This window comes from Mesorhizobium sp. M7A.F.Ca.US.014.04.1.1, assembly GCF_003998745.1.
In the GTDB taxonomy this organism is placed as follows: domain Bacteria; phylum Pseudomonadota; class Alphaproteobacteria; order Rhizobiales; family Rhizobiaceae; genus Mesorhizobium; species Mesorhizobium ciceri.
Genome location: NZ_RZRW01000053.1, coordinates 1,524 through 17,708 on the forward strand (window position 1 = coordinate 1,524; position 16,185 = coordinate 17,708).

Here is a 16,185-nt window from a genome sequence, read left to right on the forward strand (position 1 = left end):
CTGACGCCGCCCGATCCGATGGGCCCGATCGGCGTCGCCATTCCGACCATCCTTCTCTACGAGGTCTCCATCTGGGCTGCCCGGCTGATCGAGCGCGATCAGGAAAAGCAGCGCGTGGCACGCGAGAAGCAGGACGCGGCGGAAGAGGTCGCCGAGAAGAAGCCGGCGGACGCGTCCTCCACCTGAACGGCGCCGCCGCGTCTGGCCAGTCTCGATAGGAATTTTTTCTTGACCTGGTGAGGGCAGCTATGCTATGATTCTCGGTATGGTGCTGACTTGCGCCAGCGACCCGCCGTAGAGGCGGGTTTTTCATTTCAGGCTCTCCCCCGCCTTCAGCCGAAAGCGCGTCAAAGCGTGATCGCATGCTTGCGTTCCCCATGCCCCATCTTGCATCGATCGAGGATGCGGTTTACGCCCTCTGGCTGAAACGCATCGCACTGAAAGCGATGCGTTTCAGTTTTGTTTGAAGCATGTCGTTGTCCCAAACCGCTGCGCACTTTGGGCGACATGCTACCCCGGAGCGTTCAAACCATGCTTGACATCAAATGGATTCGCGACAACCCGAAGGCCCTTGTCGAGGCGCTGGTGAAGCGCTCGTGGTCGGCTGACGAGGCGCAGTCCACGGTCGGCGGGCTGATCGCCTCGGACGAGGCGCGGCGCGAACACGTTACCGAGCTACAGACCAAGCAGGAGCGCCGCAATGCCGCGTCGAAAGAGATCGGCAACGCCATGCGTTCGGGCGATGCTGCCCTGGCCGAGACGCTGAAAGCCGAAGTCGGCGAGATCAAGGTCTTCATCCAGAACGGCGAGGCGCGCGAACGCGAGCTGGACAAGGCGCTGAACGATGCGTTGGCGGTGCTGCCCAACGTGCCGTTCGACGACGTGCCTGTCGGCAAGGACGAGCACGACAATGTCGTCAAGCACATCGTCGGCAAGGTGCCGACGCGGCCGAACTGGGTGAAGGAGCATTTCGAGATCGGCGAAGCGCTCGGCATGATGGATTTCGAGCGCGCGGCAAAGCTGTCAGGCTCGCGCTTCACCGTGCTGAAAAGCGGGCTGGCGCGGATGGAACGCGCGCTCGGCCAGTTCATGCTCGATTTGCACACGACCGAGCATGGCTACGAGGAAGTCATTCCGCCGCTGATGGTCAAGGACGATGTTTTGTTCGGCACCAACCAATTGCCGAAGTTCGAGGAAGATCTGTTCTTTACGCCGCACGGGGAGGGCAGGCTTGGCCTGATTCCCACCGCCGAGGTCCCACTCACCAACCTTGTGCGTGAGGAAATCACCGCGCATGAAAAACTGCCGCTGCGCTACACCGCGCTGACACCGTGCTTCCGTTCGGAAGCGGGCTCGGCCGGGCGCGACACGCGCGGCATGCTGCGCCAGCATCAGTTCTACAAGGTCGAGCTGGTGTCGATCACCGATCAGGAATCGTCACTTGCCGAGCATGAGCGGATGACGCAATGCGCCGAGGAAGTGCTGAAGCGGCTCGGCCTGCCGTTCCGCACCATGACGCTGTGCACCGGCGACATGGGTTTTGGCGCACGCAAGACCTATGACATCGAGGTCTGGCTGCCCGGCCAGAACGCCTATCGCGAGATCTCGTCCTGCTCGGTGTGCGGCGATTTCCAGGCACGCCGCATGGACGCCCGCTACAAGGACAGGGACGGCAAGGGCAACCGCTTCGTCCACACGCTCAACGGCTCGGGCACAGCCGTTGGTCGCGCGCTCATCGCCGTCATCGAAAACTACCAGAACGAGGATGGCAGCGTAACCATTCCTGAAGTGCTGCGGCCTTACATGGGCGGTCTGGAAAAGATCGAAGCGAAATAATGCGTATCCTCCTGACCAATGACGACGGCATTCATGCCGAGGGCCTGGCGTCGCTCGAACGCGTCGCACGTACGCTGTCCGACGATGTCTGGGTGGTGGCGCCCGAGCAGGACCAGTCCGGCTATGCGCATTCGCTGTCGATCTCGGAGCCGCTGCGGCTGCGCAAGATTGGCGAGAAGCATTTTGCCGTGCGCGGCACGCCGACCGATTGCGTCATCATGGGCGTCAAGAAGATCCTGCCTGGCGCACCCGACCTGATCCTGTCCGGCATCAATTCGGGCGCCAACATCGCCGACGATGTCACCTATTCCGGCACCGTCGCCGGCGCCATGGAGGGCGCGCTGCTCGGCATTCGCTCGATCGCGCTCAGCCAGGGGTACAGCTATGTCGGCGAAGATCGCGTCGTGCCCTACGAGACGACGGAGGCGCTGGCGCCGGCGCTGCTGAAGAAACTTGTCGCGACGCCATTGCCGGACGGCGTGCTGCTCAACGTCAATTTTCCCAACTGCACGCCCGAGGAAGTCGCAGGCACGGTGGTCACCTCGCAGGGCAAGCTCGTGCACTCCCTGTGGGTCGACGAGCGCCGTGACGGGCGCGGCCTGCCTTACTACTGGTTGCGTTTCGGCCGCGAGCCGGTCGAAGGCAAGCAAGGCACCGACCTCTACGCCTTGCGCAACCGGCTGGTGTCGGTGACGCCGCTGCAGCTCGACCTTACCGCCCATGAAATCCGTGACCAACTGAGCAAGGCGCTCGCATGAACCAGGGCCTCCCGATCGACGACCGCGAAGGTTTTGCCGCCTTTCTGCTGCGTCTGCGCGGCCGGGGGACTGTGCCGAAGGCGCTGATCGCGGCCTTCGAGGCGACGCCGCGGCGCGGCTTCCTGGCGGCCCAGTTCCATCAGATCGCCTGGTCGGACCGCATGCTGCCGATCGAATGCGGCGAGGCGATCGAAGGCGCCGACATGCAGGCGGCGGTGATCGCCGCACTCACCATCGAGCAGGGCAACCGCGTGCTCGAGATCGGCACCGGCTCGGGCTACACCTCGGCGGTGATGTCGCGGCTGGCCGCGCGGGTCATCACCACCGATCGCTACAAGACGCTCGCCGAGCAGGCGCGGCAACGCTTCGAGGCGCTCGGCATCGGCAATGTGATCGTGCGCCACGCCGATGGTTCCGGCGGGCTGCCGAATGAAGGGCCATTTGACCGCATCGTCGCCTGGGCTGCCTTCGACAGCCTGCCGCGTTTCCTGCTCGACCAGTTGTCGAGCGGCGGTATCGTCATCGCTCCGATCGGCCCCGAAGAGGGCGAACAGGTGCTGGCCAAGCTGACCAAGGTCGGCAGCCGCTTCGAGCGTGAAGACATCGGCCTCGTTCGCCTGCAGCCGATCCTGCGCGGTGTTGCCGCTGTTATCTAGCGCGGATGTCGATGTTCGGCCGCGTCGTGCGCCCGTCTTCGACCCCGGCTGACCTGACCCGAAATCTTCGCACGGCTCGCTCTCTAATATTTTAAGAAAAATTGCGTCGGATTCCATGAGGTTAACCGTCGAGTAACATTAACGCGCTTTAATCATGCCTAGTTTGTACCGGGTATGTGCGGGTTAGTGCGATGCAACTCAGTGTTTTGAAGACAAACGGTCGCAATCTGGCGCGAGGCTGCGCCATTCTGATGGTCGCGGGTGCTGCTGCGGGGTGCAGTTCCCAGGTTTCGCGGTTCAATGGCGTCGACGACGTCTTTACATCCTCGACCAACAATCAGCGCGCCATCATCAACAAGCAGGATGCCGTACAGCAGCCCTATCCGGGCGATGTCGCCGCCGCTCCGATCGATGGCAGCCATACACAATCGGTCAGCCGCTCCAGCCTCGAGCCGGTCTCGACGCGGCCGCTGCCGCCGCCCGTTGCCCAAGCGCAGCAGGCGCCGGCATCGAAGCCGGTGCGCACCGCATTGGCCCCGGCACCGCATGTCGACAGGACCACGACCGGCACCGTCGCTCCGGCGGCGTCGCCTTTCAAGGTTTCGCAACCTGACGAACCCCGCGTGGCTGCTTCCGGCACTCCGCATGCAACCGAGATCGTCGTCAGGGACGGCGAAACGATCGGCGGCCTGGCGCAGCGCTACAAGGTGCCGTCCGACGTGATCATGAAGGTCAACGGGCTGAGCGCGACCAAGGGGCTGAAGACCGGCCAGAAGCTGGTCATCCCGGCCTATGCCTATTCCAGCAAAGGCGAGGCGAAGGTCGCGGATGCCAAGCCGGCGAAAGACGGCAAGCACAACCTGCCGGCCACTGCGCCGGACAAGGTCGCCGTTCTGCCGCAGCAGCCGAAGCCTAAGGAAGGCAAGTCCGCCGCTCAGGTCGACGCGTCGGCCGCAGCAAACCAGCCCAAGGAGCCCAAGCCGCAGGTTGCCAAGACGACCGGCGCTGCCGGGACCTACACGGTCCAGTCGGGCGACACGATGTCTTCGATTGCCAGGAAGACCGGCGTCGGCGTCGTTGCTCTAAAGCAGGCCAACGGGATGAAGGACGGACTGCTCAAGATCGGCCAGACCCTGAAGGTGCCGGCCGGCGGAACCGCGACCGTCGCCGCTGCCAAGCCGGCCAAGGTCGATCCGGTGACGACGGCCACCACGCAGCCCGCGGCAAAGACCACGCCGTCTGAAACGCTGGCGTCCTACACGCCGCCGAAAAAGGATTCGAAGGTCATCCAGCAGGCCGAGGCCGACGATGCCGTCGCGCCAGACGCCACCGGCATCGGCAAGATGCGCTGGCCGGTGCGCGGCCGCGTGATTTCCGGTTTCGGCTCGGGCAAGGACGGCGTCGATATCGCCGTGCCGACGGGCACACCGGTCAAGGCGGCCGAGAACGGTGTCGTCATCTATGCCGGCGACGGCCTCAAGGAATTCGGCAACACGGTGCTGGTGCGCCACGAGAACGGCCTGGTCACCGTCTACGGCCATGCCAGTTCGATCGAGGTGCAGCGCGGCCAGAAGGTCAAGCGCGGCCAGGAGATCGCGCTGTCGGGCATGAGCGGCACGACGGACTCGCCGAAGCTGCACTTCGAAGTGCGCAAGAATTCGGCGCCAGTCGATCCCTCCGGTTATCTCGAATAGTCGGGGCTGTTTCGAATAGAAGAAAAAAAGCAATTTGCGGGCCGTCTGACCTCCAGTCCGGCCCGCCGGCTCAGCCCGTTCCGAAAGGAGCGGGCTTTTTCAGTTCCGGTGCGACGCGCCAGTCTTCAAGCTTCAAAGATGGTCGCGCAGAGTGTCGGCGATCATGACGCCAAGGCTGCTGGCCTTGACGCCGAGAAGCGTCTCCGCGTCGGAGGAATCGACCAGCAAGGGTTTGTCGAAGAGATAGCTCATCTCGATGAGCTCATGCATGCCCAATGCTTCCATTTCGGAGATGGAATAGGAGCGTGTTCCTGGAATTTCACGGTGAAGCATTGCCGCGGTCGCCCGGATGAGTTCCCGGGGTGGGGCGTGTTGCGATGGAACATGGAACGCCCGTCCCCATTCGCCCGTGTAGCGCGAGGCAGCGACCAGTGTCCTGGCCACGTCCTTCGTGAAGGACCAGGCGTGAGTTGCGTCGAGGTTTCCGATGAAAGCCGTCGGTTTCCCTTCGATTATGGAGGGCAGCGCGACCAGTGAGAAAGAGCTGATCGCGCCATGTCCAAGATAATCGCTGGACCGCACTTCGACGGCCGGCACGTCCGCACGGACCGCCCGCTGCCACATGATCGTCCGGGCGGTTCCTTTCTTCGAAGTCGGATCCAGAGACAGGTCGGAGTGAAGCGGGCTTTCGGCATCTTTGCCATAGCCATAGAGATTTCCGAGCACCACAAGCTTCGCGCCGACCGCTTCGGCAGCCCGCACGGTGCCGTCGATGATTGGGAAGAAGTCGGTCGGCCAGCGGTGATAGGCGGCCATGGCGCACATGAAGATCGCGTCGGCGTTTCGGCTGATACGCGCCAGTTCCGCGGCATTGGTGGCGTCGGACTGCACGGTCCGGACGTTTTGCAGCGCGTTCGAACCGACACTCCGGCTCGTCAAGACAACATCATGGCCTTCTTCGCCCAGAAGCCGCGCGGTCTCGCGACCAACCGGGCCTGCTCCCACAACAACATAGAAACTCATGGCATAACCTCTCATCCAAGTTTTATGGAGAGGCGTAGGTACATAGCCACGGCATTGAAAATCGCGCGGGAATTGCCAAGTCTTGAACAGGTTTTGCCATGAATCGAGAAAGCATGCTCTCGCAAGTCGCCCCGGCCCGATCCCCGTCCGACGTAACATTGGCCTCCCGGCATGTCGAAGCCGGGGTCCATCGTCTGCTCCGGGCGCCACACCATCGCATCATGGTGCATGCAAGTGCCGCGACGCGCTCCTACTGCCATGAGGTTCGACGATATTTCGTCAGGCGCGCCGGCGATATCGACCTGGTGCCCGCCGGTCAGGAGGGTGGGTTCGAGGCTGAGACCCCGTTCGACACGATCGAGATCGCGTTACAACCGGCCTTGATGGAAAGGGTGGCAGCCGAACTTGGCAAGGCGCGCGCATTGCCGCTCGGCACACGTCACCTGCTTCGTGACCAGCGCATCGAACACCTCGCGCGAGCACTGGAGAGCGATCTCAATGCGAAGTCGCCGAGCGGGTCGTTGTTTGCCGACAGCATCGGCGCCGCGCTCGCTGTGAGGCTGCTTGGCCTCGGTGAACCTGATATCGATCGCGCGAACCGGCTGTCGGATACTCAGCTCAAGCGCGTGCTGGAGCATATCGAGGTTGCGCTGCACGAACCCCTATCGATCCATCGACTGAGCCGGGTTGCCGGCGCCAGCAGTTCGCACTTGCGGACATGGTTCAAGGCGGCGACGGGCTTCACCCTGCACCGCTACGTGCTACGGCGTCGCGTCGAACGCGCACGCGTCCTGCTGCAGCAAGGCGATCTCAGCACAAGCGAGGTGGCGGAATTGACGGGCTTCGCGCACCAGTCACATCTGGCGCATTGGATGCGGCGTGAGATCGGCCAAACGCCGCGTGATTTGCGGCGGTCGCAGCCGCCCAAATGATCTTGTCATCGGATGGCGTTGGCGACGCTATCCAACGCATCAGTCCTTCAGCGGTTTGCCGAGCCGGCCAGCCAAATCCTGGGTGAACTGCCAGGCGACGCGGCCCGAGCGGCTGCCGCGCGTCGTCGCCCATTCCAATGCTTCGGCGCGCAGCGTGTCGGGATCGATTGTCAGCCCGTGATGGCGGACATAGCCGTCGATCATGTCGAGATACTCGTCCTGCGAACATTTGTGGAAACCGAGCCACAGCCCGAAGCGGTCGGACAGCGACACCTTTTCCTCGACCGCTTCGGACGGGTTGATCGCGGTCGAGCGTTCATTGTCGATCATGTCGCGCGGCAAAAGATGGCGGCGGTTCGAGGTGGCGTAGAAGATGACATTGGCTGGACGGCCCTCGACGCCGCCTTCGAGCGCTGCCTTGAGCGATTTGTAGGAGGTGTCGTCATGGTCGAAGGAGAGGTCGTCGCAAAACAGGATGAAGCGGAAGGGCGCCGCCTTCAGCAGACCCATCAGCTTCGGCAGCGTGTCGATGTCCTCGCGGTGGATCTCGATCAGCTTCAACGGCAGGTCGGACCTGGCCTTGGCGTTGATCTCCGCATGCACGGCCTTGACCAGCGACGATTTGCCCATGCCGCGCGCGCCCCACAACAACACATTGTTGGCCGGGTAGCCGGCAGCGAAGCGTTCGGTGTTGTCGACAAGGATGTCGCGGACGCGGTCGACGCCACGGATCAGTCCGATGTCGACGCGGTTAACCCTGTGCACCGGTTCCAGATAGCCCGGATCGGCCTGCCAAACGAAGCAATCAGCCTCGCGGAGGTCGGTTTGGGGCACCGGCGGCGGGGCAAGGCGGCTCACCGCTTCGATCAGCCGGTCGAGTTTCTGGTTCAGGGCCTCAATGCTGCTGTCGGTCATGTCTGTCTTTTGTTTTCGCGTTTTTGATGTCTTGGGGCGTGAAGCTGCCCGATTTCGCCTGATACAAAACCGGTTGCAACCTTTTGTTCGAGCATAATTTTTTGCGGAAACCGGCTCGCGCTTTTTGCGATCCTGCTCTAACACGGCTCAACAGGCCGGAAAAGCAGCCGATTTGGCCGGCCGCGCAGTTGCATTGACAACTTTACCGACTATATTCCGGCCAAATTTCAAGGGGCCGCCAGATTGGCGGCTGTTTTCAAAATTCAGGAGTACCTCGATGTTCGTGACACCGGCATACGCCCAAGGCGTCGGCGCTTCTCCCGACATGTTCATCAGCATTTTGCCGTTTGTCCTGATTTTCGTGATCATGTATTTTCTGATCATCCGGCCGCAGCGCACGCAGCTGAAGAAGCGTGGCGAGATGCTGGCCGCGGTCCGTCGCGGCGACACGGTCGTCACCGGCGGCGGCTTCGTCGGCAAGGTGACCAAGGTGATCGACGACAACGAGCTCGAGGTCGACCTCGGCAATGGCTTGAAGGTGACGGCGCTGCGCTCGACGATCGCCGATGTGCGCGTCAAGGGCGAGCCGGTGGCCAACCAGAACGCCAAGAAATAATCCAATTTTAGGCGGAGCGATCCGCGGACACGCTCTGACGGACGACGCCATATGTTGTATTTCTCGCGCTTCAAGATGATCCTGATCTGGGTGGCCGTGGCCATCACGGTGATCCTCGCCGCGCCCAACCTGTTCTCCGCCAGCACGCTGGCGCAACTGCCCAACTGGGTGCCGAAGCGGCAGATGACGCTCGGCCTCGACCTGCAGGGTGGTTCGCACATCTTGCTGGAAATGAACCAGAACGATCTGATCAAGGACCGGCTGGAGACGACGCGCGACGAAATCCGCACGCTGCTGCGCGACGCCAAGATTGGCTATACCGGCCTTGCCGGCACGGGGCGGACCCTGCAGGTTCGCATTACCGATCCCGCCCAGATCGATGCCGCCAAGACGGCGCTGAAGACGCTGACCGATCCGGTCGCCGCCGGCCTGTTCACCGGCGGTTCCGTGCAGGAAATGACGCTCGACGATTCCGAGCCCGGCCTGCTCAAGTTCAACGTCCCCGATGCCGGCATCAAATACCGCACGTCGACCGCGCTGACGCAGTCGATCGAGGTGGTCGAACGCCGCGTCAACGAACTCGGCACGACCGAACCCATCGTGCAGCGGCAGGGCGACGACCGTATCCTTGTCCAGGTGCCGGGTCTTCAGGACCCGCAAAGGCTGAAGGAAATCCTCGGCCAGACCGCCAAGCTGACCTTCCAGATGGTCGACCAGTCGATGCCGGTGCAGGACGCGCTCAACGGCCGTCCGCCTGCCGGCTCGTCGGTGCTGTATTCGCAGGACGATCCGCCGGTTCCGTATCTGATCGAGAACCGCGTCATCGTCTCGGGCGAAAACCTCGTCGATGCGCAGGCGACCTACAATTCGCAGAACAACGAGCCGGTGGTGTCGTTCCGCTTCGATTCGAAGGGGGCGGCGCGCTTCGGCCAGGCCACGGCGCAAAATGTCGGCAAGCTGTTCGCCATCATCCTCGACAACCAGGTGATTTCGGCGCCGCAGATCCGCGAGCCGATCCTCGGCGGCACCGGCCAGATCTCCGGCAATTTCACCGCCCAGAGCGCCAACGATCTCGCCGTGCTGCTGCGCGCCGGCGCGCTGCCGGCGACGCTAACCGTCATCGAGGAGCGTACCGTTGGTCCGGGCCTTGGCCAGGATTCGATCCATGCCGGCAAGGTTGCCGGCATCATCGGTTCTATCCTCGTCGTTGCCTTCATGTTCGTCGCCTACGGCTTCCTCGGCTTCCTCGCCAACATCGCGCTGGCGGTGCACGTGGCGATGATCGTCGGCGTGCTCTCGCTGCTTGGCGCGACGCTGACCTTGCCTGGTATCGCCGGTATCGTGCTGACCATCGGCATGGCGGTCGATTCCAACGTGCTGATCTACGAGCGCATCCGCGAGGAGCGGCGCGCCGGCCGCTCGGTCATCCAGGCGATCGATACCGGTTTCACCAAGGCGCTGGCGACCATCGTCGATTCCAACATCACCTCGCTGATCGCCACCGTGGTGCTGTTCTATCTCGGTACCGGGCCGGTGAAGGGCTTTGCCATCACCTATGCCATCGGCATTCTGACGACCGTCTTCACCGCCTTCACCTTCACCCGTCTGCTGGTCTCGATCTGGCTGCGGCGTGCTCGCCCGAAGGAATTGCCGAAGGCGCCGGTGACCTTCGTTCCGCCCGGCACCAAGATCCCCTTCATGGGCATCCGTCGCTGGACGTTCACGCTGTCCAGCGCACTTTCGATCCTGTCGGTGGTGCTGTTCATGACCGTCGGCATCAACTACGGCATCGATTTCAAGGGCGGTTCGCTGATCGAAGTGCAGGCCAAGAGCGGCAATGCCGATCTCGCCGACCTCCGCGCGCGGCTGACCGAACTCAACATCGGTGAAGTCCAGGTGCAGCAGTTCGGTACGCCGAACGACGTGCTGATCCGCGTCGGGACGCAGGATGGTGGCGAAAATGCCGAGCAGACCGTCATCGACAAGGTGCGCGGCGAGCTGCAGGATAATTATGACTTCCGCCGCGTCGAAGTGGTGGGACCGACCGTGTCCGGCGAGCTCGCCAAGCAAGGCACGATCGCCATGCTGATCGCGTTGCTCGGTATCCTGATCTATGTCTGGTTCCGCTTCGAATGGCAGTTCGCGGTCGGCGCCATCGTGGCGACGGTGCACGATGTGGTCATGACGCTCGGCTTCTTCGTCATCTCCGGGCTGGAGTTCAACCAGTCGTCACTGGCGGCGATCCTGACGATCATCGGCTATTCGCTGAACGATACGATCGTGGTCTATGACCGTGTCCGAGAGGATCTGCGAAAATACAAGCGCATGCCGCTGCCGCAACTCCTGAACAACGCCATCAACGAGACGCTGTCGAGAACGACGCTGACCTCGGTGACGACGATCCTGGCGCTGCTGGCGCTGGTGCTTTTCGGCGGCGAGGTGATCCGCTCGTTCACCATGGCCATGCTGTTCGGCGTCATCTTCGGCACCTATTCGTCGATCTTCATCGCCGCCCCGCTGCTGATCCTGTTCAAACTGCGGCCGCAGGCTACGGCCGACGAGGAGAAGCCGGTCAATGGCGGCAAGGCGGTCGCGACCTGACGCGCGCCCCCGAAGAGGTTTAACGGTGACCAGCAAAGGCATCGTCATCCGCGAGGCGCATTTCCCGGGCCGCGCGCCGATCGAAGCCTACGGCAATGGCGGATTCCGCTTTGCCGACATGTCGCATCGCGGTTCGCTGCTCTGTCTGCCATCCGGCATCCATGGCTGGGAGCCGGTGGACCCCTTGGCGCTGACGGTGGCGGATTTTGACAGGCTGCTGTCCGAGGCCGACAAGATCGAGATCCTGCTGGTCGGCATGGGCAGGGATCTTCGGCCGTTGCCCGCTGCATTGCGGGCCGCGCTGAAGGCCGCCGGCGTTGCATCCGACCCGATGTCGACGGGGGCCGCGGTGCGGACCTACAATGTCCTTCTGGCGGAAGAGCGCGCCGTGGCCGCCGCGCTCATTGCCGTCGATTGACATGTCTCGAAGCGCTGAAATCGTCATGGACGCGGTGCGCGCCGCCGATCATGATCGCTATCTGACCGCGCTCTACGCGCCGGACGGCAAGCGCGACGCGCTGTTTTCGCTCTACGCCTTCAACGCGGAGATATCAGGTATTCGCGATCGCATCCATGAGGCGCTACCGGGCGAGGTGCGGCTGCAATGGTGGCGCGATGTCATTGCCGCCGGCGGCGAGGCCGGCGCCGGCCATCCCACTGCCGAAGCCGTGAACGCTACGATAGCGACATTCGGCCTGCCGAAGCCGGCCTTCGAGAACATGCTCGATGCGCGCATCTTCGACCTCTACGACGACCCGATGCCGTCGCGCACCGATCTGGAAGGCTATTGCGGCGAGACGGCCGCAGCGCTCATCCAGCTTGCGGCGATGGTGCTCGATCCCGTCGAGGCGCCGCGCTTTGCCGAACTGGCGGGCAGGGCAGGCTGCGCACAGGCGATGACCGGCCTGCTGCTGCTGTTGCCGCTGCACCGCCAGCGCGGACAATGTTTTGTCCCGGCCGACATTCTGGCGGCAGCGGGATCGTCGCCGGAAGAATTCGTCACCGGCGACGGCGGATCCGGCGCCAAACGCGCGGTGGCGGCGATGATGGCGCTGGCACGGGAACATCTTTCCGCCTTCGAGCAAGGCGCACCGGCTCTCCCGGTCTCGCTGCGCCCGGCATTCCTGCCGCTGGCCCTGTCGCGCGCCTATCTCGGCAAGATGGAGAATGGCTCGCCGTTCGGTGGCGTGGCGCGGCTCTCGGCCTTGCGCCGGCATTGGCTATTGCTGCGCCGCGCGAGCAAGGGTTGGCCAGCACTTTGACGTAAACGTCAACCGTGCTAAGAAGTCTCCGCGCCAAAACTGTCGCCATAGACGACAGGCCGGCCGGAGGAGATACCCATTCAATGAGCTTGCCTTTGCTGGTTGCGATCGTCGCCCTTGGCATCGCGCTGTCGGTTGCCGCGGTGCATTTCACTGGCGGCAGCAAGACGGCGACGCTCAGTGGCGCAGATCATGCGAAGAGCCGGTTCGCCGAGGATTTTCCCGACGAGATCGTGGCGGCAGTCCGCCTGACAGCAGATGCCGGGACCGCGTTCCTGGATATCGGGCGAGGGCGCTTCGGGATCGTTCACAGCGTAGGCGACTGCTTCTTGACCCGCATCGTCACGCCTCAAGATGTCACGATTTTGGACGCTGGAGACGGGAATACGGTCTCGCTGCGGCTCGCCGATTTCACCTGGAAGGGCGGCCGCTTCCGCTTTGCCAGCGCAACGGATGCGCAAGGCTTGCTGAAGGCGCTTGAGCCGCAGAGTTTCGGCGGAGAGGCGGCATGATGGACGACTACAATTTTCCGCAGGTCACTCAACTGGCCATCCCGTTCTTCGTTGTCGCGATCCTGATCGAGCTTTGGTTGGTGCGCACCGGCCGTGCCAAGGGTTCGTTCGAAACGCGCGACACATTGACCAGCCTGATGATGGGTACCGGCAATGTCGTTGCCGGGCTGCTGCTTGGCGTCGTGTCCTACTGGGCGTTGCTGTGGCTCTGGCAGTTCCGCGTCTTCAATCTCGGCCTGTCGATCTGGGTCTTTCTGGTGGCCTTCCTGCTCGATGATCTGCGCTACTATTTCTATCACCGCATCGCGCACCGGGTGCGCTGGGTGTGGGCCGAACACGTCAACCACCATTCCAGCCAGCACTACAATCTGTCGACAGCGCTGCGGCAGAGCTGGACGGGCCTGTTCACCTTCATGTTCGTGCTGCAGGCGCCGCTGGTGCTGCTCGGCTTCCACCCGGCGGTGATTGCCTTCACCTTCGGCTTCAATTTGGTCTGGCAATTCTGGATCCACACCGAGACCATCGGCAAGATGTGGGGCTGGTTCGAGTTCGTCTTCAACACGCCCTCACACCACCGCGTCCACCACGCCACCAATCCGCGCTATCTCGACGCCAACTATGCCGGCACGCTGATCATCTGGGACCGCATGTTCGGCACCTTCGTCGGGGAACTGGAAGAAGACCGGCCGCGCTACGGCATCGTCAGGAATCTCGGCACCTTCAATCCGCTGAAAGTGGCATTCCATGAATGGATCGGCATGTTCAGGGATGCCTTTGCGCCCGGTCTGACCTTGAGCGATCGCCTGAACTATCTGATCAAGCCTCCCGGCTGGAGCCATGACGGCTCGCGCGAGACTTCGGAGAGTTTGAAGGCTGCCTATGTCAGGCGAAATCCTGCTGAGGCGGGGAAGCCTGGGTTGCCAAGCGTGGGGGTCGAGCCCGCCGAGTAGAACTTCTTATGTCAGGAGGGTCCGTCGTCATCGCTGTCGTACGCCAATTGCGCGATTCGTTCCCTCACTTGCGCGATGGCGTGATCCAGCGGAATAGCGGGACGCGTATCTTCGATCGAAGCCTTTATCTTGGCCCGGATCGCGGCTAGGCGCTCGGCATGCTCCTCTTCCTCGCGCTGGAAGGCCCGGAGCGCCGCGCGGATGACTTCGCTCGCCGAGCCGAAAGAGCCGTCTTCGACTTTTTGGCGGATAAGGCGGGCCATTGCTGGCGTGACTGTGACAGAAAGTTTCTCGGCGAATTCCGTGGAACGGCTCCCATTGGACAGCAAGTGGGATTGTATCCTGCTTCATCCGTGCGGCCAACGATGAGGTCCTAGCGCCTGGGTTTCGCCCGGCCAGCTTCCGAACCATCCGGCATGGTGGCGCTAATGCGCCGAGTTGTGCCGAAATGCCGGCCGAATTCATGGCCCCCCAAATCTGTAAAATTGGCTTCGAACTCAACCAGCGCGTCGACAATAGCCGGCGCCTCCGAGCTGGGAGCCTCCTGCGTGAATCGTGCACTGAGGTAGGCGCCATGAGGATGTGAGGGATCCAGACGGGCTTGGATCGCCCAGAAGGATGACAGCGAATAGATCGCTTTCATGAAATCCAGAATTAGCCGGTCATTGTAGGGACCTTCGACAGGCTGAACGGCAATGATTCTCTTCAAGCTTCGATCACGGTTCTCATTGTAATTTTCATTTTCGTACAGCCAACCTTGGCCCCCGTGAGGCTGACCTATTAGCGCCTCGATAGCGGGTATATGAACTTCGCGCAGCTTCCGCAGGTTGGTGCATCTGACATAGATGCTCCAGCAAATTTCGTAGTCGCCGGCGAAAGGTTCGCCACTCGGCGGCAGGTCCGACGGCAGAAGCTGGTGCAGCTCGGAGTGCTTGGCCACGGACTACTCGGCGGCTTGCGCTTGTGCCGGCAGCCCTAGCCATTCTCGGCAATCAGCCTGCGCACGCGATGTGATGGCGTGCCGCTTGGCAACGGTCTTGTCCTTGCCGCGCATGCGTTTGCCCTCGGCCTTCGGAGCTTCGACAGGTGGGAACAGGCCGAAATTGACGTTCATCGGCTGGAATGAGCGCTTTCCCGGCTCGTCATCGGAGACAATATGACCGCCGGTGATGTGGTTGAGCAGAGCGCCGAAGGCCGTGGTCAGCGGCGGCAGGGACGGAGCAAGGCCGAGCCGCTCCGCTGCGGCGAAGCGGCCGGCGAGCAGGCCGATGGCCGCACTTTCGACATAGCCTTCGCAGCCGGTGATCTGGCCGGCGAAACGCAGGCCGGGCCGCGACTTCAGTTGCAGCGAAGCGTCGAGCAAGGTCGGCGAGTTGATGTAGGTGTTGCGGTGCAGGCCGCCGAGACGGGCGAAATCAGCGTTTTCGAGACCCGGTATGGTGCGGAAGATGCGCACCTGCTCGGCATGCTTCAACTTGGTCTGGAAACCGACCATGTTGTAGAGCGTGCCCAGCGCATTGTCCTGCCGCAACTGGACGACGGCATAGGCCTTTACCGTCGGATTGTGGGCATTGGTCAGCCCCATCGGCTTCATAGGCCCGTAGCGTAGCGTCTCGACACCGCGCTCGGCCATGACTTCGATCGGCAGGCAGCCGTCGAAATAGGGCGTGCCTTCCCATTGCTTGAATTCGGTTTTCTGGCCGTCGACCAGCGCTTGCACGAAGGCAAGGTACTGGTCCTTGTCCATCGGACAATTGATGTAGTCCTTGCCGGTGCCGCCTGGCCCGACCTTGTCGTAGCGCGACTGGAACCAGCAGGTATTCATGTCGATCGTGTCGAAATGGATGATCGGCGCAATGGCGTCGAAGAAGGCGAGCGCATCGGCGCCGGTCGCTTCCGCGATCGACTGGGCAAGCCCGGGGGCGGTCAACGGACCCGTGGCAACGATCGCCTGGTCCCAATCCGTCGGCGGCAGACCTGGCACTTCCTCGCGCCGGATGGTGATCAGCGGGTGTGCTTCGAGTTTTTTCGTCACGGCATCGGCGAATCCGTCGCGATCGACGGCCAGCGCGCCGCCGGCCGGAACCTGGTTGGCGTCGCCGGCGCTCATGATCAACGAGCCGGCCAGCCGCATTTCGGCGTGCAACAGGCCGACCGCGTTGTTGTCGGCGTCGTCGGAGCGGAAGGAATTGGAACAGACGAGCTCGGCCAGGCTATCGGTCTTGTGCGCATCGGTGCCACGAACGGGCCGCATTTCATGCAGGATGACGGGCACGCCGGCTTGCGCTGCCTGCCAGGCGGCTTCGGAACCGGCGAGGCCGCCGCCGATGATGTGGATTGGGTTTTTGCTCATGAGCGCCGGAATAATCGCTTGGTGCGGCGATTGCAATTGCCGTGCGCGGTGCGGGGCAAACAGCTGCTGATGGGAGC

Annotated in this window: 17 protein-coding genes and 1 pseudogene; 12 read left to right on the forward strand and 6 right to left on the reverse strand. The window is 62.8% G+C overall.

Translation table 11 applies throughout. The annotated features are described in order from the left end of the window. The 5 genes and pseudogenes from EOA22_RS38655 to EOA22_RS05875 form a co-directional block, all read left to right on the forward strand. Positions 1-186, forward strand: a pseudogene (locus tag EOA22_RS38655) (twin-arginine translocase subunit TatC); the annotation flags it as partial. Between the two features lie 345 nt (positions 187-531). Beyond that, positions 532-1,836 (forward strand): serine--tRNA ligase, encoded by a 1,305-nt coding sequence (gene serS, locus EOA22_RS05860; protein ID WP_063168117.1) that lies wholly within the window; start codon positions 532-534, stop codon positions 1,834-1,836. Next, a complete protein-coding gene (gene surE / locus EOA22_RS05865) occupies positions 1,836-2,594 on the forward strand; it encodes a 5'/3'-nucleotidase SurE (RefSeq protein ID WP_024503850.1) in 759 nt (252 codons plus the stop codon). The genes serS and surE overlap by 1 nt, the downstream gene beginning before the upstream one ends. Continuing rightward, the gene (locus EOA22_RS05870; RefSeq protein ID WP_013531300.1) at positions 2,591-3,250 is read left to right on the forward strand and encodes a protein-L-isoaspartate(D-aspartate) O-methyltransferase; all 660 of its coding nucleotides are present in this window, start codon (positions 2,591-2,593) and stop codon (positions 3,248-3,250) included. Before surE ends, EOA22_RS05870 begins: the two co-directional genes overlap by 4 nt. A gap of 191 nt (positions 3,251-3,441) precedes the next feature. Then, positions 3,442-4,944, forward strand: coding sequence for a peptidoglycan DD-metalloendopeptidase family protein (locus EOA22_RS05875; protein WP_063168116.1), 1,503 nt, complete (start codon positions 3,442-3,444; stop codon positions 4,942-4,944). A 132-nt stretch (positions 4,945-5,076) separates the two neighbouring features. Here EOA22_RS05875 and EOA22_RS05880 read toward each other — a convergent pair whose 3' ends face one another. After that, positions 5,077-5,967 carry an NAD-dependent epimerase/dehydratase family protein gene (locus EOA22_RS05880; RefSeq protein ID WP_063168115.1) on the reverse strand — a complete coding sequence of 297 codons (891 nt, stop codon included), beginning with the start codon at positions 5,965-5,967 and terminating at the stop codon, positions 5,077-5,079. Between the two features lie 113 nt (positions 5,968-6,080). On the opposite strand from EOA22_RS05880, the gene EOA22_RS05885 reads away from it, so the two are divergent. Further along, positions 6,081-6,899, forward strand: a complete 819-nt coding sequence (locus tag EOA22_RS05885) for an AraC family transcriptional regulator (RefSeq protein WP_063170251.1) — start codon at positions 6,081-6,083, stop codon at positions 6,897-6,899. A gap of 39 nt (positions 6,900-6,938) precedes the next feature. On the opposite strand, the gene EOA22_RS05890 is transcribed toward EOA22_RS05885, so the two are convergent. Continuing rightward, positions 6,939-7,814 carry an ATP-binding protein gene (locus EOA22_RS05890; protein ID WP_024503854.1) on the reverse strand — a complete coding sequence of 292 codons (876 nt, stop codon included), beginning with the start codon at positions 7,812-7,814 and terminating at the stop codon, positions 6,939-6,941. A 147-nt stretch (positions 7,815-7,961) separates the two neighbouring features. Continuing rightward, a complete protein-coding gene (locus EOA22_RS38060) occupies positions 7,962-8,183 on the reverse strand; it encodes a hypothetical protein (RefSeq protein ID WP_164761458.1) in 222 nt (73 codons plus the stop codon). Between EOA22_RS38060 and yajC the strand changes: the two genes are divergently transcribed. The 6 genes from yajC to EOA22_RS05920 all read left to right on the forward strand — a co-directional run bounded on the left by yajC (position 8,092) and on the right by EOA22_RS05920 (position 13,755). Continuing rightward, positions 8,092-8,430, forward strand: a complete 339-nt coding sequence (gene yajC / locus EOA22_RS05895; protein WP_013531305.1) for a preprotein translocase subunit YajC — start codon at positions 8,092-8,094, stop codon at positions 8,428-8,430. The two genes, EOA22_RS38060 and yajC, sit on opposite strands and share 92 nt — an antisense overlap. 51 nt (positions 8,431-8,481) lie before the next feature. After that, positions 8,482-11,031 (forward strand): protein translocase subunit SecDF, encoded by a 2,550-nt coding sequence (gene secDF / locus EOA22_RS05900; RefSeq protein ID WP_127389877.1) that lies wholly within the window; start codon positions 8,482-8,484, stop codon positions 11,029-11,031. Then, entirely contained in the window at positions 11,006-11,449 is a 444-nt protein-coding gene (locus tag EOA22_RS05905) for an Mth938-like domain-containing protein (protein ID WP_050580472.1), read from the forward strand. The genes secDF and EOA22_RS05905 overlap by 26 nt, the downstream gene beginning before the upstream one ends. A 1-nt stretch (position 11,450) precedes the next feature. Beyond that, positions 11,451-12,293 carry a phytoene/squalene synthase family protein gene (locus EOA22_RS05910; RefSeq protein WP_063170250.1) on the forward strand — a complete coding sequence of 281 codons (843 nt, stop codon included), beginning with the start codon at positions 11,451-11,453 and terminating at the stop codon, positions 12,291-12,293. 83 nt (positions 12,294-12,376) lie between these two features. Then, positions 12,377-12,805, forward strand: coding sequence for a hypothetical protein (locus tag EOA22_RS05915; protein ID WP_027160420.1), 429 nt, complete (start codon positions 12,377-12,379; stop codon positions 12,803-12,805). Then, positions 12,805-13,755, forward strand: a complete 951-nt coding sequence (locus tag EOA22_RS05920; RefSeq protein ID WP_174564975.1) for a sterol desaturase family protein — start codon at positions 12,805-12,807, stop codon at positions 13,753-13,755. The genes EOA22_RS05915 and EOA22_RS05920 overlap by 1 nt, the downstream gene beginning before the upstream one ends. An 11-nt stretch (positions 13,756-13,766) precedes the next feature. On the opposite strand, the gene EOA22_RS05925 is transcribed toward EOA22_RS05920, so the two are convergent. From EOA22_RS05925 to trmFO, 3 genes are read right to left on the reverse strand one after another with little or no spacing between them, the layout of a single operon-like run. Then, positions 13,767-14,081: a type II toxin-antitoxin system ParD family antitoxin gene (locus EOA22_RS05925; RefSeq protein ID WP_281040754.1), complete on the reverse strand. Its 315-nt coding sequence runs from the start codon at positions 14,079-14,081 to the stop codon at positions 13,767-13,769. Positions 14,082-14,128: 47 nt separating this feature from the next. Next, positions 14,129-14,695 (reverse strand): hypothetical protein, encoded by a 567-nt coding sequence (locus tag EOA22_RS05930; RefSeq protein WP_063168112.1) that lies wholly within the window; start codon positions 14,693-14,695, stop codon positions 14,129-14,131. A 3-nt stretch (positions 14,696-14,698) separates the two neighbouring features. After that, a complete protein-coding gene (gene trmFO, locus EOA22_RS05935) occupies positions 14,699-16,108 on the reverse strand; it encodes a methylenetetrahydrofolate--tRNA-(uracil(54)-C(5))-methyltransferase (FADH(2)-oxidizing) TrmFO (protein ID WP_063168111.1) in 1,410 nt (469 codons plus the stop codon). Positions 16,109-16,185: the final 77 nt, after the last annotated feature.

Coding starts and splice junctions, on each gene's coding strand:
- serS (WP_063168117.1), top strand. CDS start 532: ATGCTTGACATCAAATGGATTCGCGACAACCCGAAGGCCCTTGTCGAG.
- surE (WP_024503850.1), top strand. CDS start 1,836: ATGCGTATCCTCCTGACCAATGACGACGGCATTCATGCCGAGGGCCTG.
- EOA22_RS05870 (WP_013531300.1), top strand. CDS start 2,591: ATGAACCAGGGCCTCCCGATCGACGACCGCGAAGGTTTTGCCGCCTTT.
- EOA22_RS05875 (WP_063168116.1), top strand. CDS start 3,442: ATGCAACTCAGTGTTTTGAAGACAAACGGTCGCAATCTGGCGCGAGGC.
- EOA22_RS05880 (WP_063168115.1), bottom strand. CDS start 5,967: ATGAGTTTCTATGTTGTTGTGGGAGCAGGCCCGGTTGGTCGCGAGACC.
- EOA22_RS05885 (WP_063170251.1), top strand. CDS start 6,081: ATGCTCTCGCAAGTCGCCCCGGCCCGATCCCCGTCCGACGTAACATTG.
- EOA22_RS05890 (WP_024503854.1), bottom strand. CDS start 7,814: ATGACCGACAGCAGCATTGAGGCCCTGAACCAGAAACTCGACCGGCTG.
- yajC (WP_013531305.1), top strand. CDS start 8,092: ATGTTCGTGACACCGGCATACGCCCAAGGCGTCGGCGCTTCTCCCGAC.
- EOA22_RS38060 (WP_164761458.1), bottom strand. CDS start 8,183: ATGATCACGAAAATCAGGACAAACGGCAAAATGCTGATGAACATGTCG.
- secDF (WP_127389877.1), top strand. CDS start 8,482: ATGTTGTATTTCTCGCGCTTCAAGATGATCCTGATCTGGGTGGCCGTG.
- EOA22_RS05905 (WP_050580472.1), top strand. CDS start 11,006: ATGGCGGCAAGGCGGTCGCGACCTGACGCGCGCCCCCGAAGAGGTTTA.
- EOA22_RS05910 (WP_063170250.1), top strand. CDS start 11,451: ATGTCTCGAAGCGCTGAAATCGTCATGGACGCGGTGCGCGCCGCCGAT.
- EOA22_RS05915 (WP_027160420.1), top strand. CDS start 12,377: ATGAGCTTGCCTTTGCTGGTTGCGATCGTCGCCCTTGGCATCGCGCTG.
- EOA22_RS05920 (WP_174564975.1), top strand. CDS start 12,805: ATGGACGACTACAATTTTCCGCAGGTCACTCAACTGGCCATCCCGTTC.
- trmFO (WP_063168111.1), bottom strand. CDS start 16,108: ATGAGCAAAAACCCAATCCACATCATCGGCGGCGGCCTCGCCGGTTCC.